The sequence below is a fragment of the Bacillus sp. (in: firmicutes) genome, assembly GCF_031983925.1.
In the GTDB taxonomy this organism is placed as follows: domain Bacteria; phylum Bacillota; class Bacilli; order Bacillales; family Bacillaceae_G; genus Bacillus_A; species Bacillus_A pacificus.
Window position 1 is genome coordinate 116,237 of sequence record NZ_DALYZR010000005.1, and the last position, 23,523, is coordinate 139,759.

Here is a 23,523-nt window from a genome sequence, read left to right on the forward strand (position 1 = left end):
GGTTCTTCCGGTTTTTCTAAGTCTTCTAGTTCTTCTGTTGTTTCTTCTTTATTTTGCTCTTCTACTTCTATTGCTTCCTGTATCTTTATATTTGTTATATCATATCCGTTCACTTTCGACTGATATCCTGATACTGGTTGTTCTTTCACTTCATATGTATGAGCTTTTCCTTCACTATCAACTGCTGGTAACTTTCCAAACTCATATTTCCAATCATTTTCTGCCGTAACTTCTTTCGTTGCAATGACTTTACCATTTTGCAGTAAATCTACTTTAATCGTTTTTGGGCGATCGTTTACTTTATCGCCTTCCCACGTTTTCGTTCCTGCAACAGATGTAGTTTTTAACTTATTTGGAACCATAAGTTTTATTCCATTTGTAGCATCCGTCTTAATTGTGAAAGGAATTTTCGCTTGTGAATCAAACTCTACATAGTTCGGAGCAGATATTTCTTGTACGTAATAATTACCTGGAGTAAGGTTTGGTGCTTCAACTATTCCGTCTTGATTTGTTGTATAGGAATCACCAATTTGCTGTCCTGACTCTGTAAACAATTTAAAAGAAACACCTGGAATAAACTTTTTCTCGTCTCCTTCAATATGTTTTACAATTTGCAGCGTTCCTTTCGCAGGTAAAACCCCTTCAGCCCCGCCGCCAAATGATATATTTTCAACCTTTACACTATTAGATTCAGTACTAGGTTTCTCATATAAAATTTGATAATCAAGCTTGTAGTCATTCTGTAGATATTTCAACTTTTTCCCGCTATCAGTAATCGTTGATGTATAGAAAACGGTAAACGACGTAGCGTTCGCCATATGCCTATAAATTACAACTTCAAATGAGTTATCACTAATAAGCTTAATGTATCCATAACCTCGGTCTTGAAATTGTTTAAGAGACAAATATTCTTTATTATTGATAGTGATGGTAAAGCTATCTTTATTTAGTGTTTGTCCTTCTTGTAACGTATCTTTTAAAACGATGTTGTCATGTAAATATTGTTTCTTTAAATTTATATTTAAAAACCAACGCACTTCATTACTTTTGTCTGGCTGAATATCACCAGACTTATAGAAAAAGATCCCCGGTTCTGTACCTTCTCCTTTTGGATGCGTAATACTTACCATTTGTTTTTCTAAATCTGTCCCTAAATTCGTTTGTACATCTTTCGTCTTTCCGGCTTCAACATTCGTACCTTGAACAGTGAAATTAAAGTTCCCTCTAATATTTTCAAGCTTTTCTACCGTATCATTAAATGTACAAACTACATTACTTGCATTAATCTGGCACGTACCAAAAATACGCCCTGAATCATCCTTTAATGGAATTGTGCCACTATAACCTTTTAATTCTGGTGGAAGTGCTAACGTTAATGTATCCCCAGATTTCATCTTCTTTCCAGGCTTTTCACTAAAGTTTACATGTATCGTATTCTTTTCTCCATAATTTAATTTCGTCTTTTCAAATGAAAAACTATCCACAAATCCTGTCGTATTTAATTCTTGAGCATGCCCTATAATAGGCATAAAAATTTGTCCAATAAGAACCGTAAAAATAAAACAAATCACAGATATTCTTTTTAAATATTTACTCATAAAACCTCCAATATTAATTGTTAATCTTTTTTGCCATGAGACCCATTCCACCCAAAATACCCCTTAAACTAAGGGGGTACGGACTAAAGATTATTTGCAGCATCAAACCATCGTTAGTTCTACACATAAAGTAATAAACAGCACAATTCATTAACTTATATTGCGTTATTTTTACTTTTTTCGGGCAGCCAACAATAAATACTAGTCCCAATAAAAATACATTACAAGACTGTTCATTTACATATTAATTTGTTACTATATTCATGCTGCCAAAATATACTAAATGACCATTTTATTCATGAGGTCATCTGACGACTGACTTTCTTTATCTTTCAGCGATAATTCTCCTCTCATAGCTTTATTCCACTCTTACTAAAATTATTATTTCAACATCTATAAAACTCACCTAAACACTGTACTAAATCCTTATTTAAAACGGAATATACGGCATTTTTTATCAAAGCGCAATGCTATAAAAAGTATTTTAACATAATAATAAAAGAGAATTTAACTAGAAGATAGATACCATTTTTTTAATCGTTTTAAAAAAAATAAAGCTACCTTTTCGTATTAGAAAAGGTAGCTTTATCTGTATAGACAACCGCTCTACCGCTTACTTTTTGGCGCCTTTCAACGACTCTCTCAGGACAAATTTTTGTAATTTCCCACTTGCATTACGAGGAAGTTCATCCACAAATAAATAATGACGTGGACGTTTATAATCTGCTAATTCATCACTTTCTTTACAATACGTTTCTAAATCAGCTTCTGTAATTGTTTCATCTTTCTTCACAACAACTGCCACAACACGTTCTCCCCATAATTCATCCGGCTCACCAAGCACGGCAACATCTAATATACCAGGATGACTATGAAGGAAATCTTCAATTTCACGTGGATAAATATTAACGCCGCCACTAATCACCATATCATCCACGCGATCTGCGACGAATAAATAGCCGTCTTTATCGAAGTAACCTAAATCACCAGAGTGATACCACCCTTTATACATCGATTTTGCATTTGCCTCTTCTCGGTTATGATAACCAGCCATCATAGTTGGACCACGTAAAATAATCTCCCCTACTTCATAAGGAGGCAATACATCATCTGGTTCTGCTGGTACATCTTCATTCGGTTTCACAATTCGAATTTCATGACTAAAGCACGGTGTTCCTGCTGAACCTGCTTTCGTAATTTGATCCTCTTCTACGAGAAACGCAACAACAGGTCCCATTTCTGTCATTCCATAAATTTGTACAAGATCAATATAAAGACGTTCTTTACATTCCTTCACTAACGCTGGAGCCATCGCAGCCCCGCCATATATACCAATCTTCATCGAAGTTAAATCGTACTTCGCTAAATCTTTTTGCAACAGCATATTCCACATCGTCGGCGCTGCAAAAAACGTCGTAATCTTCTCTTCTTGAATTGTATGTAATACTGTTTCTGTGTCAAAATGATGTAAAATAACATTCTTTCCACCAACTTGAATGCGCGGTATAATTCCAGCATTCAACTCCCCGCAATGATATAACGGTGCTACAACAAGCCCAATACTATCTCGATTATATTTTAGGAAATACGTACAAATCATACTATGCTCAGCCATTTCGCGATGACGATGTAATACACCTTTCGGATGACCTGTCGTACCGCTCGTATACAGCATAGAACAATAATCCATTTCACCAATTTCAATATCTACTTTTTTGGAAGATGCTTCATTTACTTTTTCATGGTAGGAGCTAGCATAAGAAGGTGTATCGTCTTCTACATACCAAAAAGACGAATTCGGAAAATCTCGTTCAATGATAGCCACGGTTGGCTCAACTGCTTTTTCAAAAACAACTACTTTCGAGGATGCGTCCTGGAGAATATAAGATACTTCTTTTGCTTTTAAGCGGAAATTGATCGGGTTAAAGATCGCTCCAATTTTTGCACAGGCTAAGTAAACGTTTACAAATTCACGGCAATTATATAAGTAAACAGATACCGTATCGCCCTTTCTTACCCCTTCTTCTAATAGAGCATGCGCCGTTTTATTTATTTGCTCATCCCACTGTTTATACGTCCAGCGAATATTTTTTTCTGGTTCCACTAATGCCTCTTTATTCGGATACTTACCAACAGATAAATCGAAAATTCTCCCTATCGTCATGTACATGCCAACAATTTCCCCCTTTTCTCTTTCATAAATCTATCATTTCGTCCATAAGTAGACATTGTCCTTTAATGATTTGACTAATTTTTCTAATTATTATCGACATAGTTTTACAAACAGTTCCGCTTTTGGCGGTAAGTGAAATTATATCGGCGATTTTCCGGATATATCGACGCAACTTGAATTATATCAGCGATTTTTCAAATATATCGACTTACCGACAAAAACTGACAATAAAAAAAGAGGTTATTCCGACTCGGAATAACCTCTTTCTTTTTATGCAAATAGCTCTTCTAAAATTTTCAGTTTATCTTCTGTATATTTTACGAAGCCATCGTTATATGATTTTGGATCTTTCGGATTCGCAAAGTGCGTAATTGCTCCCGTTTTCGGGTGAACAAATTTACTTGATGCACCACAACCAAGTCCGATAATTGATTGTACTTCTTCCATAATGACAATGTTGTAAATACTTTCTTGCGTCGGCATTGCATAACCAACGTTCTCTAAATTACCTAAAATATTCTTTTGACGATATAGGTAATATGGTACGTAATTATGCTTTTGCGTCCACTCTTCTGCTTCGTGCATCATCGCTGTAATTTCTTCGCGACCTGCTACTTTATATTTACGTTTGTTTTGCGTCATTTCAGAAGCACGTTTAAATGATAACGTATGAACTGTTAATGACTCTGGCATTAACTTTTCTGTTTCATCTAACGTGTGCTTGAAAATATCTAACCCTTCACCAGGAAGACCAATAATTAAATCCATATTAATATTGTTCATTCCCATTTCACGAGCTAAATGATACTTCTCAATTGTTTCTTCTACAGTATGATGACGTCCAATTGCTTTTAATGTTTCTTGGTGGTATGACTGCGGATTAATACTAATACGGTCAATGTTCCATTTATTTAACACTTCTAGCTTCGCTGGCGTAATTGTATCTGGGCGACCTGCCTCAACTGTTACTTCACGCACATTTTTCACATCTGGGAACGCTTCATACATTTCTTCATACAGCATATCCATCTCTTCTGCTGTAATACTTGTCGGTGTACCGCCGCCGTAATAAATCGTTGTAACTTTTACACCTTTTTCTTTTAAAAACTTACCAATTTCACGAACTTCATAATGTAAACCACCTAAGAATGAATCAACAGAACCTTGGCGTCCGTTAATTGCATACGCCGGGAATGTACAATATGCACATTTTGTTGGGCAGAATGGAATACCGATATAAATACTTACTTCCTCTTTCAAACGATATAAATCCGGAACTACCGCTAATTGACAATCAACGATACGTTGAAGAAGTTCAATTTTCTCTTCATGAATTAAATAACTTTCACGAAGTTCTTGGTGTGCTTCTTCTTTTGACATACCATTTTGAAGCATTTTATGAAGAAGTTTCGTTGGACGAACTCCAGTTAAAATACCCCAGCTTTGTTCAATACCAGTTAACTGCTGAAGAACAGAAAGATATACATAAGAAACAACGTGCTTCACTTGCTTCATACGCTCTTTTTCATCTGTAAAAGCAGATAAATCTTTTGCGAATGTTTCTTCATACACATTTCCAGTCGCAACATCTGTTAAACGAGCTGATGCTTTCACATTCTCTTCAATGTGTATATCAACGATAAGATTTGCTTCCTCTTGTTCAAATCCAATCGTACTATCTTCAAAAAATAAGCCGCCAATATTTTGTAGCGGACGTAAAAAACGATCATCTTGTAACGTTTTAATTGAAATTAACAACATTATCACCTTTTCATTTGCAAACTCTCTTTAGTTTACTTGAAGGGCGTTTGCAGGTCAATACAGAAGGTTTTACCTTATTTTCATATCCTATTTAAAACAAACTGAATATTGATTTTTAATGAACTTTCTCTAGTTGTATAGACATTAGAATATACTCTTGTTACAATCTAGAACGTATTAGTACTTGCTACTAATTTAAATACATATAAAGGAGGACTCTTAACACGACATAAAGACTATCACGTGTTAAAACAACTATGAAAAAAAAGCTTTACAATATTTTAGCACTATCTTTAGCATTACAAACGTTTGTAGCACCTATCCATTCATTCGCGGAAAGCATAGAGAAAACTGCGGAATTGTCTACGGATGAGCAAGCTTTAAAAAGCATTGAAGAACATGCAAAACAGCATAGACATGACGAAGAAAACGACCTTGAAATCTCAGGTGAATATCTTCTCCACTTATCAACAAAACTTCCACTATACGATTCAAATGACTTAAAAACGAAAACAAATATTGAAATTACTGAACCAGTAGTAAAGGCAACAAAGAAAAAAAATAATGCCTATTACGTTCAAACTACATCTGGTGCTGGCTGGGTTAATAAGGGAAATAATAGTTTAGAAGTACAAGAGATTCATAAACTCTCGAATCAAAAACTAATTGTAACAGAAGAAGCATCAGTATATTCCTTCCCTTTCCAATCGTTTAAAGAAGAAACGAAATTACAGCCACAAACAGTAACTCCTACTGAACAAGCTGGGAATTGGTTTAACATTCAAATGAACGGAACTGAGAAATGGATTTATGCTCCTTCAGCTACATTCGACGGTACGAAAGCATCATTATTTGAAAAAACAAGTGCTGTCGAAAAGAGAAGCGCAACTTTCTTCAAAACACCATCTCATTTACCTACAAATAACGTTTATGGTGTTACATTTAAAGAAATGATTGTTCCAAAAGGGAATGAAAATATTCGTCCTGGCTACGCAATGGAACCGAAATACATTACAATTCATGAAACTGCTAATACAAGTAAAGGTGCGAACGCTTTAAACCATGCGAAGTACTTAGATAATCAAGCTCGCGGAAATACTGATCGTTCAGCGTCTTGGCATTTTACAGTAGATGACAAAGAAATTTATCAACATCTTCCGCTAAATGAAGTTGGGTGGCATGCCGGAAATAAAACTGGAAACTATGAATCTATCGGAATTGAAATTGCTGTGAATAGTGATGGAAATTATACGAAAGCGGTAGAAAATGCGCGCAAGTTAGCTGCTTTTTTAATGAATGAATTAAACATATCTCTAGATCACGTTCAAAAGCATCAATTTTGGAGCGGAAAAAACTGCCCTGCATTTATGATTCAGCGCGGACAATGGGATGCTTTCTTAAAGGGCACGAACGCTTACTATAATGAACATCGTAAAGATGTTATGCCGCCGCCAGAAGTCCCTCATGAAAAAGACGACATTACAGGTGGTTGGTATGAGCAAGACATTCGTCAATTAGCTGCTAGAAAAATCATGTTCGGTGACGGCAATGGTTCTTACTGGCCAAACCGCCTCGTGACACGAGCTGAGTTTGCAAATTTAATGTCGCGAGCTTTAAATTTACCTGCTGGAAACGCTAAATTTACAGACTTAAACGAAGCACACCCATCTTTAGTAGATGGAATTAATCGTGCTGCTAGCGCAGGTATCATTAGTGGCCGTGGGAATAATAAATTTGATCCAACCGCTACAATAAAGCGTGATGAAGCTGTTATTATGATTGACCGTGCATTAGAATATAACTGGATTTATAGAAAAGAAGTGAAATTACCATTCACTGACCAAGATTTAGCATACGATAAAAAGGCATTACAAAATGTTTACGCATACGGAATCGTAAAAGGTAACGAACGAAATGAATTCGTACCAAAAGGCACAGCAACACGTGCTGAAGCAGCCGCATTTTTAAATCGAATGCTTAAGGTTATTGAAGCTTAAACAACAAAACTAAAAGGCATAAGAGATAACATTTCTCTTATGCCTTTTATAAAACTATTAACTATTTTTAATCATAAATCTAAGACGTATTCCTAATAAAACAAGAGCAAAACCAATGAATGGTAGATAATTCATATCATGTCCTGTAGCTGGAAGTTGTGCATGAGACGCACCTTGTCCTTTTTCTGGTAAGGTAGGTTTTTCTTTATCTACGTTTTCCATTCCTTCACTTGGTGTTCCTGTCTCTCCACCTGGCTTCTCTGTTTCTTCACCTGATGTTCCTGTCTCTTCACCTGGCTTCTCTGTTTCTTCACCCGGTTTTCCTGTCTCTTCACCTGGTTTCTCTGTTTCTTCACCCGGTTTTCCTGTCTCTTCGCCTGGCTTTTCTGTTTCCTCACCTGGCTTTTCTGTTTCTTCACCTGGTTTCTCTGTTTCTTCGCCTGGTGTTTCTGTTTCTCCACCTGGTGTTTCTGTTTCTCCACCTGGTGTTTCTGTTTCTCCACCTGGATTCTCTGGACCTTTGCTTGTTTCTTTTTCATTTGTAATTTGAAGTTTTACTACTTCAATTTTTTGATTAGAAATCGTAAATTCAATTCCCTTATCAGATAACTCATAACCTTCTGGCGCTTGAACTTCTTTTAAAATATAATCTCCTGGCTCTAGTTCTTTCGAAGTTGCTTTACCATTTTTATCTGTTGTTAATGTGTCTATTTTTGTTCCATCTTTCAAAATTTCAAACACTGCGCCTGCTAATTTTTTATTTGTATCAGTAGCATCTACCTTTGTAATTTCTACTTGACCTTTAATTTTTTCTTTCACTTTTTCATTTAATACTTCTTGCTTTATTACTGTATTTGCAACAACATTTACTTCTACCGTCACTTCTAACGCTTTATAACCTTCCGGTGCTTTCGTTTCTTCTAACGTATACTTTCCTGGCACTAAGTTTTCGAATTTCACAACACCGTCTTTATTCGTTGTTTTCGTTTCTCCAACTACTTGACCAGTTTCATTTTTCAGCTTAAATTCTGCACCCTCTAGAACTTTTCCGCTCTCTGCATCCTTTTTGATTACTTGTAAGCTTCCTAGTTCTTTTGCATTTTCTACTTGTACTTGCACTACTTTGTTTGCTTCCACAACGACTTCAATTTCTTCTTTCAGCAATTTATACCCTTGTGGTGCTTTCGTTTCTTTTAATGTGTATGTTCCTGGTTCTAATTTCTGAGAGATTACTTTACCTGTTTTATCTGTTCGTAATGTCTCTACTTTTTTACCATCTTTATACACTTCGAATTCTGCGTCTGATAATACTTTCGCTTTATCTTCTGCATCTACTTTTACGATTTCGAATTGACCAAGACTCTTACTATTCGTTACTTTTACATCAACAATTTTTTCACCGTCAACTGTTACATGAATTACTTGTTTTGTTAACTCATAACCTTCTGGCGCTTTTGTTTCTTCTAACGTATATTCACCAGGCACTAGTCCATCTACTTTAACAATTCCAGACTTATCTGTTGTAATTCCTTCTTTTACAACATTCCCTTGCGCATCTTTCAATGTGAATTCTGCGCCCGATAAACGTTTCGCTTGATCTTTATCATCCGTCTTAATAATTTGTAGAGAACCTAAGATTCTTTCGTTTTCCGCCTCTACTTTTACTACTTCTTTCTCGTTTTGTATTGTTACTTTCCATTCTTTATTTGAAAGCTTGTAACCTTCTGGTGCTTTCGTTTCTTTCACTGTATATTCACCTAATGGTAATTTTGGTGACATCACTTTTCCACTCTCATCTGTTTTCAGTTCCGCTACCTTTTTACCATCTTTATATACTGTAAATTCTGCATCTGATAATACTTTCGCTTTATCATTCGCATCTACTTTTATAATCTCAAATTGACCTGTTACTTTTTCATTCATAACTTCTTGTTTTACTACTTCATTTGCTACTACGTTTACTTCGACTGTTACTTCGACTGCTTTATAACCTTCTGGCGCTTTCGTTTCTTCTAACGTATACTTTCCTGGCACTAAGTTTTCGAATTTCACAACACCGTCTTTATTCGTTGTTTTCGTTTCTCCAACTACTTGACCAGTTTCATTTTTCAGCTTAAATTCTGCACCCTCTAGAACTTTTCCGCTCTCTGCATCCTTTTTGATTACTTGTAAGCTTCCTAGTTCTTTTGCATTTTCTACTTGTACTTGCACTACTTTGTTTGCTTCCACAACGACTTCAATTTCTTCTTTCAGCAATTTATACCCTTGTGGTGCTTTCGTTTCTTTTAATGTGTATGTTCCTGGTTCTAATTTCTGAGAGATTACTTTACCAGTTTTATCTGTTCGTAACGTCTCTACTTTTTTACCATCTTTGTACACTTCAAATTCTGCATCTGATAATACTTTCGCTTTATCTTCTGCATCCACTTTTACGATTTCAAATTGACCTGTTAACTTTTCGTTCATAACTTCTTGTTTTACTACTTCATTCGCTACTACGTTTACTTCTACTGTTACTTCTACTGCTTTGTAGCCTTCCGGTGCTTTCGTTTCTTCTAACGTATACTTTCCTGGCACTAAGTTTTCGAATTTCACAACGCCGTCTTTATTCGTTGTTTTCGTTTCTCCAACTACTTGACCGTTTTCGTTCTTTAGTCTAAATTCTGCGCCTTCTAGAACTTTTCCACTCTCTGCATCCTTTTTGGTTACTTGTAAGCTTCCTAGTTCTTTTGCGTTTTCTACTTGTACTTGTACTACTTTGTTTGCTTCCACAACGACTTCAATTTCTTCTTTTAGCAATTTATATCCTTGTGGTGCTTTCGTTTCTTTTAATGTGTACTTTCCTGGTTCTAATTTCTGAGAAACTACTTTACCAGTTTTATCTGTTCGTAACGTATCTACTTTTTTACCATCTTTATACACTTCAAATTCTGCATCTGATAATACTTTCGTTTTATCTTCCGCATCTACTTTCACGATTTCAAATTGACCTGTTACTTTTTCGGGGATCTTTTTATTCACCACATCTACAGTTACTACTTTATTAACCTCTACATCAACAGAAACTGAACTAGATGATAATTCATATCCTTTCGGTGCTTCTACTTCTTTTAATGTATAGCTTCCAACTGGAAGTTGTTTCGATAAGGCTTCACCTTTATCATCTGTAACAATTGTTTCCACAACTTTCCCATCTTTATCGATAACATCAAATTTTGCACCTGGCAGAAGTTGACCAGATTCACTATCTTTTTTCAATAATTTAAATTGACCATTTTCTACTTTTTTCGTATTCTTCATAACAAATTCAATTATGTTTGTATTATCAATTGTTACTTTTACTGGTGTATCAACTTTTATATATCCTTCTGGTGCACTAATTTCTTTTACAAAATAATCACCAAATGGTAAATCTTTAACTTCCGCAATACCTTTTTCGTTTGTTGTAACAGTAGCCACAACATTATTATCTTTGTCTATAACATCAAATTTTGCGTCTTTTAAAACAATGTTTTCATCGTTTTCATCAACTTTTTTAATCTGTAAATTTCCTTTTTCAGCTGCCGGCTTTTTCCACTTTGGCCAGTTAAATTTAAAATTATGAACCTCAAATCCATCTCTTTGGTGTAATCCACCAACAAAGGCTTGTCCGTTAATAGATCCACCCTTTGTCTCTACAACTGCATTAGGCGCAAATACACTTCCTACTACACCATATCCTTTAGTTGTTATCTTTTTAGCATTAGGGAACACCCAAATGACTTTACTAGCTAACTCAGTAAAAAAGGAATTAGGGTCATATGCTTGAGATGTATTAACTAATGTGAACCCGCCCTTATCTGTTGTATCATACAGGATTGCACCGCCACCAAAATTAACTTCTTCTGCATCTGAATGAATAACAATAAAATCTTTGTTATTTACATTTGGAAGATAAACATCCTTTACATTGAATGGTTCTTGCCCTTTTAATCCTGAAGAAACGTAAATATTAGAATTCTTTACATCTTCACCGATTCCAAAGGTCATACCCGGTTTTGGTTTATCAGTATGTAATTGACCCGCATCCTCAATTACACTATTAATGTCTTTTCTAAACTCTTTAAATTTAGCATCAATCTCTGCTTGCTCTTTATAAGAGATACGGTCATATGATGATTTCATTGCACCTTCTGGGTCACCATCTTTTGTCATAGCCACTGTTCCATCTTGGATAATTACTTGTCCTGTCCCCGCCTTCGTAAATTGACCACCTAGTAATAATGACGGATATCCTTCATCTACCCATGTCGCTCCAGCTAAATTATTCGCTCCCGTTGCAGCCGCTACGACTGTATAACTTGATGCATTCATATTTTTTTGAACAGCCATCGCACCCTCAATATCCGCACTCGTTGCACTATGATCTCCAAAAATGATTGCATTGTAATAAGATACATCACCTAAACCTTTTAATTCTGTTGTAGCTGCTTCTGCTTTATACGGTAAATGGATTAAAAAATTCATACATACTAGTAATACAACTATAAAACTACTACTTAATTTTTTTATTTTTTGATTAAATGATTTCCTCAAGAAATTCATTCCCCCTTTTAAACTTCCTAAAACCAAACAAAAAGCATCTTTCATATGTACCCAGCCTTACTCACAATTACCTAAAATCATCCATTTAAATAAAAACAAGAAACTCTACAACTGCTTAATAAAATTACTACAATTCATTTTTGAAATAATACGTAAACGAAACTATCATGCGGAAGTATTTTTTACATATGGAGCTCAACAAAATTAACCTGGAGAATATTTCATATGGTGTAACTATTTTGGCAACATCATTCACTCTACAATAGTTTCTCAGAGTATTCAAGTGAATTGTATAGATTTCATAAACAATTCATAATCTAAAACGTTTTCATTCCTTTTAATACGTTCAACAAAAAAAACGTAGCTCAAAAGCTACGTTTTTCTTTCATCGTTTCGGTGTATTTTTATGATTCTTCAAAAACGGAAGCGGGAATTGTTTGCGGAAATGTTCTTTAATCATATACTCTACGCCGTTCTCACTATTTGAACGTGTAATCCAGTCGGCTGCTTGTTTTACCTCTACAGGCGCGTTCCCCATCGCTACCCCGAGACCCACATTTTCAATGATCTCTAAATCTTCCAAGCTATCTCCAATGGCAACCATTTCGTTTAGCGAAATATTCAAATGCTCTCCAAGCAATTGTAATCCGCGTAATTTTGATACATTTTGCGGCAAAATTTCTATTCGTTTTGAATCACACTCAATGTACTCTATATCTTGAAACGCTTTTCTTAATGTATTTAGCCCTCTTTCTTTTTCACCTTTCGTTTGGAAAAGAACATCAATTTTTGGCGCCGCTACTGGATGATCACGAAGCGCATCACCTAACGAATCTACAAATTGAACTGGATAAAATAACGGATCAGCACTTGATAACACAGTACGCGCAATTAAATTTGGTGTATTTCTCTCACGATTTCCAATTGAAAACCGTTCATGAGAGATACGGACGTTACAATCAAAGTGCTCCAATACTTGCACAATGTTAAACGTCTTCTCTTCCGATAACCTTCTTTGAACGTACGGCTTATCTAACGTTGCTGAAACGAAAGCACCACCATGTGTCACTAATATAGAATCTAATTTTAACGCCTTTGCTACTTTATGAGCAGATTGAAAATTACGGCTCGTAAATAATGTAACATATACGTCTTTTCTTTTCACAAATTCAATTGTTTCACGTAATCCTTTTGCAATTTTTCCGTTGTTGTATAGTAGTGTCCCATCTATGTTAAGAGCTAGTAAGCGATAAATCATGTCGCACTCCCCCTCTTCGCTGTTGTACTCTATCCATAATTTATGAAATAAATGTAGCAAATAGAACGAGTTAGAATTTCTACTGAAAATTTGGTTTACTATATACATATACACTCAGTAAAGGAGATAGTACAATGCAGGCACCTCCTTCCTTTTATGAAGGCGATACGTTAGAAGTCGCAAAAAAATTACTCGGACAGAAACTTGTTCATATTGTAGACGGAATAAAGCGAAGTGGAATCATTGTTGAAGTAGAAGCATACAAAGGTCCCGATGATAAAGCAGCACATAGTTACGGAGGTAGACGAACGGACCGTACAGAAGTCATGTTTGGTGCACCGGGACATGCTTACGTATATTTGATTTATGGTATGTATCATTGTTTTAACGTCATTACAGCGCCAGTTGGTACCCCACAAGGAGTGCTCATTCGAGCCCTGGAACCGGTAGACGGGATTGAAGAAATAAAACTAGCGCGCTACAACAAAACCGACATTACAAAGGCGCAGTATAAAAATTTAACGAACGGACCTGGCAAACTATGCCGTGCACTCGGAATTACTTTAGAAGAACGAGGCGTCTCATTACAAAGTGACACATTACATATTGAACTCGTCCGAGAAGAAGAACACATATCATCACAATATAAAATAACAGCAGGTCCTCGTATTAATATCGACTATGCAGAAGAAGCTGTACATTATCCGTGGCGTTTTTATTATGAGGGACATCCGTTTGTTTCAAAGAAATAAACATATGTAAAGGGAGAGACTATGAGGGGTAAACCTGAACTAAAAATAGAATTAGAAAAAGTATATAAAACGAAGAAAAATCCAAATGGAATGTTTGTAGCAAGAATACTACAAATTCCAAAAGAAGAAGATAAACTAGACTTTGTTCTTATTTTGCAAAATAGAAAAACGAAAAATATTATTTATAACAAAATTTTAGTAACAACAGACAACGATTATTATTCTTTCCGACTAGCTCGTGGGAATATTAAATGGCCCTCCTTATATACTGTTACCGTATGGGATGGACTTGGGCATCAATTAGTAGAAGTATCAGCCTTAACTGATAAAGAGAACTATTCTATTTCTGATGAGCATTGTTCCACATATCGGGAGTAACCCAAAATAAAAGAGAAGCCGAATCGGCTTCTCTTTTTACTCCGCACCTTCCGCAGTCGCAATATTATCCTCTAAGTTTTCTCTTGATAATTCAGCCGCCATAAAGTCAGCTGTTTCTGGAAGTGCTAAATGCATATGAGCTTTTTGACAAATTTGGATTGTACAGTTTTCAACAACATAGTCGAAAACATGTCCGCCTCCGCTTCTTTCATCATCAATGTAATGTAAATGGAATCCAGCTACACCAATACCTTGCGCATAATCTGGCGTCCAAAATCCAGCAAGCGTACCTTCTGTATTTTCAAATGAGAAGATTGGTTGTGATTTCGTCACTTCAACGAGCGGTGTATACGGTTTTTCTTGTTTTGGAACAGTTCTCGTTCTTACTTCGCGGAACATACCATCCATTCGAATACCATAAAATAAGTTTTTACTCGGCATTAATTCATGTAATAATGCTTCCACTTCTTCTCGATTCATCGGACGCTCTATCGTATAACTCATTTCTTTTTCAAAAAACGTTACAGTCGCAAACGGTGTTGTTTCTTCTGGCTCTACTTTTTCTGCTGAACCGTCTGAACGTAAATGATAAAATTCGTTATCAAACGCAATCATTTCACCATCTAATTGATCAAATGTGCCGATACCGAAATCACCATGTTCTTTTAGTTCCTCAAAGCTAATCACACCATCATATATACCATCTAATAGCGCAAGCATTGTAGATGTTTGATATACTTCGTTACTCATTTTCGTTCTTTTTGCATCAATATCAATTAATTGCGCAACCGTCATCTCAAATCTGCCTCCATTAGTTTAATTGGTTTGGTAATAATTTTTCGCTTAATTTAATGTTATCACGGTAATCGATTGGAATATCAATAATGACAGGGCCGTCTGCTGCTAGTGCTTCTTTTAATACACCTTCTAATTCATCAGGCGTGTTAACACGAAGACCTAACGCCCCGAAACTTTCCGCATATTTCACAAGATCAACATCGCCAAACTCTGTAGCGGATGTTCTGCCGTATTTCATCATTTGTTGGAATGCAACCATATCATATGTGCCGTCTCTCCAAACAAGATGGACGATTGGAGAATTTAAACGTACCGCCGTTTCTAACTCCATCGCTGAGAATAAGAAACCACCGTCACCTGATACGGAAACTACTTTTTTACCTGGTTCTACTAAAGTAGCAGCAATTGCCCAAGGAAGTGCAACACCTAACGTCTGCATACCGTTACTAAATAATAATCTACGTGGTTCATAAGAACGGAAACATCTCGCCATCCAAATAGAATGGGAACCGATGTCACATGTAACGGTTGTGTCGTCACTAATTAAAGAACGAAGTGTACGAATGACTTGAAGTGGATGCGTAACACCTTCTGAAGGACGATTTGGAATTTCTGCTTGTTCTGATAATTTCTCGCGTAATTGTTCTAACACCGCTTCTGATTTCGTACTTAATACAAGTCTCGGTAATTTCTCCGCGATGCTATTTACAGTTAAAGCGATATCACCAATTAATTCACGCTCTGGTTGGTAATCATGGTCGATATCTGCTTGATGGTCATCAAGATGAATAATCGTTCTGTCTCCAAGTTTATTCCAGAATTTCGGATCATACTCAATTGGGTCATAACCGATAGAAATAACAAGGTCTGCTTCTTCTAGTAAAATATCACCTGGTTGGTTACGGAATAGTCCAACGCGGCCGAAGAAATGATCTTCTAACTCACGTGAAATCGCACCAGCTGCTTGATATGTTTCAACGACAGGAAGTTCTGTATCCGCAATTAATTCACGAACGGCTTTCGTCACTTCATTTGTGCTTGCTCTCATACCGAGTAAAATAACCGGTAATTTCGCTGCTTTTATTTTTTCTACTACGTATGTAATATCATGTGTGGGAGCGATTCCAAGCTGTGGCTTAGAAAGCGCACCGATAGACTCTACAGTCGTTTCCGCGGTCATAACGTCTTGCGGCAGACTTACTAGAGTAGCTCCTGGATTTGTGGAAGTCGCGCTTCGGAATGCATTTGATAATGCTTCTGGCACATTATCAGGATGCTCTACTTCTACGCTATATTTTGTGATTGGTTCGAATAGTGCAGCATTATCCATAGATTGGTGCGTACGTTTTAATCGATCTGTACGTGGAACAGCACCAGCTAAAGCAACAACGGGATCACTCTCCGCATTCGCAGTAACAAGACCTGTCGCTAAATTTGATGTCCCTGGTCCTGAAGTTACAAGACATACGCCCGGTTTTCCTGTTAATCTACCAATCGCAGCTGCCATAAATGCTGCATTTTGTTCATGACGACAAACAATTAACTCTGGTCCTCTTTCTTGCAGTACATCAAATACAGAGTCAATCTTTGCTCCTGGAATACCGAAAACATGTGTAACACCTTGTTTAATTAAACAATCAACAACAAGATCTGCTCCTTTTGTTTTTGTCTTCACGTCGTTTGCTTTTACACCTGTACTCAAACTAATCATTCCTTTGTTTCATAATTTGTGTAATAAAGATTTTTAATTTCACCTAGTTAATTAACGTGGTGAATTATCATTTATCATTATATTACAAATTCATTATTTTTCCAACAATATGAATTTGACATTATTTTGACAACAACTAGAGAATGCGCTTACAATCCTTTACTTATCCTAAAATAATATTTTTATATCTCCTCGAAAAAAGCTGAAAAAACCTCCACCTCATCACAGTATTAAAAAAATATCAGTACCTTGCAAAGAATAATACTAAATGATATATTTGTAAATAATGGAATACCCATTAATTGTAATTCGCAGCCCCCTTTTCAAAAGATACGATTCTCAGCTTTCATTCATCATTCTATAAAGGAAAGTGATTATTATGAACAAAAGTGAATTTTTAGAACAACTTAGTTCTTCCCTGCGAAATATGCCTAATGAAGAAAAGAAAGATATTATTTTAGAGTACGAAACTCATTTTATTAGTGGTAAACAAGACGGAAAATGTGAAGAAGAAATTGCTAGAAAACTAGGAAACCCTAAAACGATCGCGAAAGAACTGAATGTTTCCTATGCAATAAGCAATGCTGACAAGAAACGCAGCTTCAAAAATATGATAACTGCACTATTTTCTGTTATGAGCTTAAGTGTTTTAAACTTTGCCTTTATCTTTATCGCCTTTTTCGTACTACTCTTTTTATTACCGATTATTCTAGCACTTATCATTGCTACTCCAGTATTAATCATTTCACCTATTTTATTAATAGGGTTAGGATTTTTTAAAGGGTTTCATCAAATTAGTTACTCCGATGTTTATAATGTGTTTATCGCTTTTTGCTTCGGTTTACTCATATCCGTCATAAGTTATCAAATGATCAAACATCTATATGCACTTTTAGTAAAGTATTTGAAATGGAATATAGCTATTTTACAAAGACACTAATGCAAAAGGAGATTAAGATGAAAAAGTATATGTTATACCCACTCATGTCACTTACAATTTTATTGCTACCAGCTTGTTCACACGATACACAATCTAATGAAGCAAATGATACACGATATAATAAATTAGACGATGTACAATCTATTAAAGATGTTACGGTTAAAATTCCAGAAACGATATTCACTTCTTCAAAAAAGAATGAAACGATTAATGAAGACGAGATGAAACGAAATATAAAAAATTATATAGATTATAGCTGGGAGTTATACGAAAACATCGTTCCACTTTCGTCAGCCATGTCTGACGAGAAGGTTACTGAATCCGACCGAGAGAAATTACAAAAACTAATAGATTTAGCTCAACAAAACGATGCGAACTTCCATCATTTTATTAGTAACAATACGATTCCTGCTGATTACAAACAGCCTTCGAAGGAAATTCATGAATATATTTCATCGTCTACGGCACTTTCAGTAGAACTAGAGCAAGAATTAGACAAACTTGCTGAAGATGGCAACTTGTTCAAGACTGATTTTTCTTTTACAAAACGCTTTGAGAAAGTGAATGGTAGGAAGCAAAAAGAAATTGAAAAGTTTTTGAAGAAGAAGGAGATTGAGACGGAGTATTTCCACAAATAACAAACAAAAAAGACGCCCATCCAAGGGGCGTCTTCTCTCATTACGCTTGTTGTTGCGCGCTATATAACTCTTCAAGTGGCTTCATGATAATTTTGTTAACGTCGCCGATTACAACGTTTAGGCGTTGCTCAGTTTCCATTAACTTTGTGATTTTAGCATCTTGTTGAATGCGAGCTACAACTTCTTGTGCTTGTTGGTTGTCTTCTTCAGTGATTTCTTGGCCTTGCATCATTTTTTGTTGTAGGCTAAGTTGCATTGTACGGAACTCATCGAATAAGTTCTTTGAAGCAGCATCAGCTTGAACTGCTGCGTAGCTCTCTTTTAACGTTTTGAAGTCATCGTTTTCAGCGATTGCTTTTTGTAATTCATATGCTACATCATGAATGTTTTTTGTCATTTTATTTTTCCTCCTTTAGAAGGCTAGCGCTTATCATACGCACTGCCTTTTACGTGCATTTACATACGCACCTCTTCTTACCATATCAAACTATGCAAGAGATGTGAAGAAATTTCACTTTTATTTGTATGTACATATCTTATTATTTAAGAAACAACAGTAATAATCCTTGCACAATTCCAATCATACCGCCTAATAAGGCACCTAAATACGTAATCATTTTTAGTTCATTTTTTGTAATGGACAGCACTAAATCTTCTAGTCTCTCCGTTGAAAATGTAGATACCTCTTGCTGGACAATTTCCGCCAAGTGGAGCTTATTTAGTATACTTTCTACGTTTTTTGCTCCCCACTTCAAGACTTTCGTTACTGCACTCGGGACTACCTTTTCTATCATTGTTTCTCGAACCGGTTCACATACTTGCTGCACAGATTGATTTAAAAACTTACTCACTGTTTCCTCCACTTTAACTGCAGACAATATGGAGCTTACAATCATTTCTTTTTCTACAAACGTTTCTACTTCTTTTACATCTCTTCCTTTTAACTTTTCCCACTCTTTTTGCAGTACATCAGTTAAAAGCTGCTTTGTGCCATCTTGCCCTAAAAACTTAATGACTTCTGGCTGCACACGATCCACTACACTTACATTCCCTAAAAACATTCCGACTAAATTAAGCAATGTCCCGCGAGAAGCAAAGAAATCATCAATCATTTTTGAAAGACGTGTTTTCCCTTCTTCACTCTCAAAAAACTGAGTTGCTCGCCCTAAAATAAATGCCGAAACATTTGGAATCGCACTCTCTATTTTCTCGTGAACAGAATGAGGTAAAGCTTGTTCCCATGTATATGTATAGTACTCTTCTAAAAATGCCTGAATCTTTTCTGTAATTACCTGTTCGATTTTCTCAGTTACTTCTTTTTCTACATGCGCTACGTTCCATTTTTCTAACATATTTCGCAGTGATTGTTCATTCGTCATTACTTTATCCACTTCTACTTGTGCCCAGTGGATTAAACCTTTTTGAAACTCTTCATTCGTTAACTTCTTTCCGATTCCTTCCGGCGTTAACAAATGCTCTACAACCATTTTCCCTAATTGAACAGCAAGCTCATCACGGCGCTTCGGAATTAATCCTGGTGTAAATGGCACTTGAAACTTCCCAATATACATAGGGCGATGAGGACGAAATAACATTTTTATTGCTAAATGATTTGTGAACCCTCCAATAATTGCTCCGAGCCCTGTCGTCGTTAACATACTTAACCATATATTCATTACAATCAACCTTTCGCTTCTCCAAAACTATAGCATATCATCATACGGACAAAAGTATAATGGTATAAAAACGTATTTGCAATATATAGCTTCGCCTATTATGTCAACATTTTGTTAGTAAAGGAGTGATTTCGTTGGTTCTCGGTATTTTAACTTCTCAGCCTCATTATGAGCAAGCGTATTACACCGAAATCGCTAAACGCGCTCGGCTTTATCATAATGTCGTTGCACAGTTTACGCCATTTTGTATTGATCCTAAAACAGATCTTATTTCTGGTCTGATTTATGATACAGATACAGGAAAATGGAAAGAGCAAACATTCCCTATTCCTTCTTATATATATGATCGTTCTTCTTTTAACGAGGAAACGGACTTCGACAAGGCAAAATCAATTATTCACTCACTACACAACCGTCCTTCCACTACCTTTTTAAATAACACACTCATTGACTTAAGCGAACTACATGATGTATTTCTCACGAATAAAAAATTATCACCTTATATACCAAAATTTGAAATAGCAACGATACACAACGTTTTCAAACTGTTATTAAAAACAAAAGATATTATTATACGTCCTACTAACGCACATTCCAATGAAAGTCTGTACCGGATCGTTTATAAAAATAAAACATTTCATATTGATACGATAAATGATGCCTATCATATTTCTACTCCCATTAAACGGACCGATGAATTTATTTCTTGGTACAAATCTAATATACGATCAGCACGTTACATCACCCATATAATGCTGCAACCACCAAATCAATTAACATACCCGCTCCATATTCGGACCATTTTACAAAAAAATAAAGAACAGAAGTGGAACGTTATCGGTCAGTTTATACAAAAAAGTTCATTTCCGAATCAACTTTTACTTTCGGTAACCGATGATTCCTCTCTGCATGCATTTTCAAAAATTAAATACGTACTATCTAGTACCGGTGTACAATTATTACAGGACGCTTTACAAGACATTATAAATGAAGTATTTCAAACACTAGATCAATCTTATTCTTCGTTATTCGAGCTAGAGCTTTCCACTATTATGGATCAAAAAGGGGCAATTTGGCTTATGTATGTCAACACGATTCCCCCGTACGAACATTACATTCGCCATAGTGATTCATTAGCCGAAAAAATATATCACGGACCATTACAATTTAGTCGCTTTACACCATAAAGAAAGGGGGTAAGTCTATTTTGAAAGAGCACATATATACATTAAATATTTCAGATGAGCATCCAAATAGTATTACTTTACCTTATATTTTTTCCATCACACCACCAATTACATCCCTTTCCTTCGGCCTACGCCATGTTGCAAGTGAAGAGGTAAAAATTCATTATTCCTTTACTCGCGAAATCATTATTGGAAAACAAATTGCAGAGAAACTTTTACTTCCTCATTCCACTACTATCCATGCATTCACACAAAACCAAACGATTATTTTCGGACCATTAATCGGGATTTTCACAACTGGTTTTAACGATGGCGCTTCTAATCCTTTAGGGAACCGTTCAATTTCTCTTGGCGAGTTACTAACGCCACCATTCACCTTACGACCATTTGTATTCGTTTTTGGTGTGCAACATATAGACTGGGAAGACGAAACAATTGAAGGGTATTTCTTTCAAGAGGAAAAGTGGATAAAGAAAAAAGTCCCTTTACCGAATGTCATTTACGATCGATTACCAAATCGGAAAGCCGAAAGTTATAAACCGATTGTAAGAGCAAAAAGAAAGTTAGAGCATGACTATGCGATTCCATGGTTTAATCCAGGTTTTTTTAATAAATGGGAAGTGCATCAACTTCTTATGAAAGATGAATCCATTATGCCGTTATTACCAAACACAGAAACATTTCAGCACTTCGAACAAGTGGAACGATTTCTCGGAACGTATAAATCCATTTACATGAAACCGGTTCATGGTAGCTTCGGTAGAAACATTCATCAAATATTTTATTCCCAAACAGAGAATTGCTACTACTGTCGTTATCGCGAAAATGAAGAAAATAAACTAAGAAAGTACCAATCATTAGAAACACTTCTGAACCATGTGTTAAAAGGACATGATTTAAAAAAGTTTATCGTACAACAAGGTATCTCCTTGCTACGCTTCGATGGGCAACCTGTTGATTTCCGCATTCATACAAATAAAAATCATTTCGGCCAATGGATGGTCAGTGCAATCGTCGCAAAAATTGCTGGCAAAGGTAGCTTAACAACGCATGTAAATAGCGGTGGCGATACGAAATTGCTACAAGAACTTTTTCCAGATTCAACGAAACAAATTCAAATTGAAAATAAGTTAAAACATACCGCCTTACAAATTAGTTACGCGCTCGATGAACAAGTAACTGGAAATATTGGAGAAATCGGTTTTGATATCGGTTTAGACACGCAGGAAAACCCGTGGCTCTTTGAAGCAAACTCTAAACCAGGGCGAACTGTATTCCAAGATGCCAAGTTAAAAGAACAGAGTGAACTAACGCGCCAATTATTTTACGAATATGCCATCTACTTAACTGAACATTCTTTGCGCGATACAAAAGAAAAAATGTCTCAAATAAAATCAGAGACTTCCTCAAACAACGAGCATATCCCGTCCCCTATGATTCACTCACAAATACAAAAACAAAAACTTCCACCCCATTCATAAGGTGGAAGTTTTCTATTTACACAAGTTTTACGACAACCTCTGTTTCCACATTACATACTCCGCAATAAAAAATATGATTGCAATATTCATTTGAATTATTATGTGTTAATCCATCTACTGCACTCAATAATTCTTGGTCCATATACGCACTATAATCGTCTATGTAATCTACAGCCTTCCCATAATCTTGGAGTATACTTTGGCAATTTTGACAAGAATATGTTTGTGATTCTAATGCGTTACAAAGCGGACAAATTCCCATCACGATTCCTCCATATAATTGTATCTAGCTACGTATAGGAGCAGCTTGCCCCATTCTTACTTACATTCTCCTCAAAATAGCAGGATACAAAAAGAAAAATATATTTTATATCGCTCTTAGTTTTACCTTCTTTCTAAAAAATAAAACGATTACTCTTATTTCATAATTTACGAAATCACTAAGATTTTTTTACAAAATTTACAAATTATTATTTCGTATATCTTTCTAGGTAACATCCATACTATGAGTACAAACTTAATTACCGATGGATTAGCGCCAAATGGGGCGACAATCTGGTTCAACTCCAGCTAGTCCAACCAAAAAATTTT

Annotated in this window: 17 protein-coding genes; 7 read left to right on the top strand and 10 right to left on the bottom strand. The window is 35.8% G+C overall.

All coding sequences use genetic code 11. From position 1 onward, the window contains the following. From RTP99_RS17310 to RTP99_RS17320, 3 genes are all read right to left on the bottom strand, one after another. Positions 1-1,598 (bottom strand): Cna B-type domain-containing protein (locus tag RTP99_RS17310; protein WP_396161192.1); only part of this gene is annotated, 1,598 nt, incomplete at its 3' end. Positions 1,599-2,211: 613 nt separating this feature from the next. Then, on the bottom strand, positions 2,212-3,768 hold the full coding sequence (locus tag RTP99_RS17315; RefSeq protein WP_000281997.1) for a fatty acid--CoA ligase: 1,557 nt from the start codon (positions 3,766-3,768) through the stop codon (positions 2,212-2,214). Between the two features lie 273 nt (positions 3,769-4,041). Beyond that, the gene (locus RTP99_RS17320) at positions 4,042-5,532 is read right to left on the bottom strand and encodes a coproporphyrinogen III oxidase (RefSeq protein ID WP_001998823.1); all 1,491 of its coding nucleotides are present in this window, start codon (positions 5,530-5,532) and stop codon (positions 4,042-4,044) included. A gap of 257 nt (positions 5,533-5,789) precedes the next feature. Between RTP99_RS17320 and RTP99_RS17325 the strand changes: the two genes are divergently transcribed. Then, positions 5,790-7,529: an S-layer homology domain-containing protein gene (locus RTP99_RS17325; RefSeq protein ID WP_000728367.1), complete on the top strand. Its 1,740-nt coding sequence runs from the start codon at positions 5,790-5,792 to the stop codon at positions 7,527-7,529. Between the two features lie 57 nt (positions 7,530-7,586). Here the strand turns inward: RTP99_RS17325 and RTP99_RS17330 are convergent, their stop codons facing one another. Further along, a complete protein-coding gene (locus RTP99_RS17330) occupies positions 7,587-12,113 on the bottom strand; it encodes a SpaA isopeptide-forming pilin-related protein (protein WP_225991146.1) in 4,527 nt (1,508 codons plus the stop codon). A 385-nt stretch (positions 12,114-12,498) separates the two neighbouring features. Further along, the gene (locus RTP99_RS17335; RefSeq protein WP_000640423.1) at positions 12,499-13,371 is read right to left on the bottom strand and encodes a Cof-type HAD-IIB family hydrolase; all 873 of its coding nucleotides are present in this window, start codon (positions 13,369-13,371) and stop codon (positions 12,499-12,501) included. A 134-nt stretch (positions 13,372-13,505) separates the two neighbouring features. Between RTP99_RS17335 and RTP99_RS17340 the strand changes: the two genes are divergently transcribed. Next, positions 13,506-14,123, top strand: a complete 618-nt coding sequence (locus tag RTP99_RS17340) for a DNA-3-methyladenine glycosylase (RefSeq protein WP_001148789.1) — start codon at positions 13,506-13,508, stop codon at positions 14,121-14,123. 21 nt (positions 14,124-14,144) lie between these two features. Then, the gene (locus RTP99_RS17345; RefSeq protein WP_001214378.1) at positions 14,145-14,501 is read left to right on the top strand and encodes a hypothetical protein; all 357 of its coding nucleotides are present in this window, start codon (positions 14,145-14,147) and stop codon (positions 14,499-14,501) included. Between the two features lie 36 nt (positions 14,502-14,537). Here the strand turns inward: RTP99_RS17345 and alsD are convergent, their stop codons facing one another. Further along, on the bottom strand, positions 14,538-15,296 hold the full coding sequence (gene alsD / locus RTP99_RS17350) for an alpha-acetolactate decarboxylase (protein WP_000215033.1): 759 nt from the start codon (positions 15,294-15,296) through the stop codon (positions 14,538-14,540). A 16-nt stretch (positions 15,297-15,312) separates the two neighbouring features. Continuing rightward, positions 15,313-17,001, bottom strand: coding sequence for an acetolactate synthase AlsS (gene alsS, locus RTP99_RS17355; RefSeq protein ID WP_000103516.1), 1,689 nt, complete (start codon positions 16,999-17,001; stop codon positions 15,313-15,315). Between the two features lie 388 nt (positions 17,002-17,389). On the opposite strand from alsS, the gene RTP99_RS17360 reads away from it, so the two are divergent. Both RTP99_RS17360 and RTP99_RS17365 read left to right on the top strand, forming a co-directional pair. After that, the gene (locus tag RTP99_RS17360; RefSeq protein WP_001042961.1) at positions 17,390-17,950 is read left to right on the top strand and encodes a DUF1700 domain-containing protein; all 561 of its coding nucleotides are present in this window, start codon (positions 17,390-17,392) and stop codon (positions 17,948-17,950) included. A 17-nt stretch (positions 17,951-17,967) separates the two neighbouring features. Next, complete coding sequence (locus tag RTP99_RS17365; RefSeq protein WP_000760458.1) at positions 17,968-18,588, top strand: NDxxF motif lipoprotein; 621 nt, start codon at positions 17,968-17,970, stop codon at positions 18,586-18,588. Between the two features lie 40 nt (positions 18,589-18,628). On the opposite strand, the gene RTP99_RS17370 is transcribed toward RTP99_RS17365, so the two are convergent. Both RTP99_RS17370 and RTP99_RS17375 read right to left on the bottom strand, forming a co-directional pair. After that, positions 18,629-18,985 (bottom strand): YlbF/YmcA family competence regulator, encoded by a 357-nt coding sequence (locus RTP99_RS17370; RefSeq protein ID WP_000164605.1) that lies wholly within the window; start codon positions 18,983-18,985, stop codon positions 18,629-18,631. 142 nt (positions 18,986-19,127) lie between these two features. After that, a complete protein-coding gene (locus tag RTP99_RS17375; protein WP_116733330.1) occupies positions 19,128-20,264 on the bottom strand; it encodes a DUF445 domain-containing protein in 1,137 nt (378 codons plus the stop codon). 134 nt (positions 20,265-20,398) lie between these two features. Between RTP99_RS17375 and RTP99_RS17380 the strand changes: the two genes are divergently transcribed. Both RTP99_RS17380 and RTP99_RS17385 read left to right on the top strand, forming a co-directional pair. Continuing rightward, positions 20,399-21,451 (top strand): YheC/YheD family protein, encoded by a 1,053-nt coding sequence (locus RTP99_RS17380; RefSeq protein WP_000242720.1) that lies wholly within the window; start codon positions 20,399-20,401, stop codon positions 21,449-21,451. 20 nt (positions 21,452-21,471) lie between these two features. Continuing rightward, a complete protein-coding gene (locus tag RTP99_RS17385; RefSeq protein ID WP_000658080.1) occupies positions 21,472-22,932 on the top strand; it encodes a YheC/YheD family endospore coat-associated protein in 1,461 nt (486 codons plus the stop codon). 16 nt (positions 22,933-22,948) lie between these two features. Here the strand turns inward: RTP99_RS17385 and RTP99_RS17390 are convergent, their stop codons facing one another. Beyond that, positions 22,949-23,194, bottom strand: a complete 246-nt coding sequence (locus RTP99_RS17390) for a hypothetical protein (RefSeq protein WP_000510468.1) — start codon at positions 23,192-23,194, stop codon at positions 22,949-22,951. Positions 23,195-23,523: the final 329 nt, after the last annotated feature.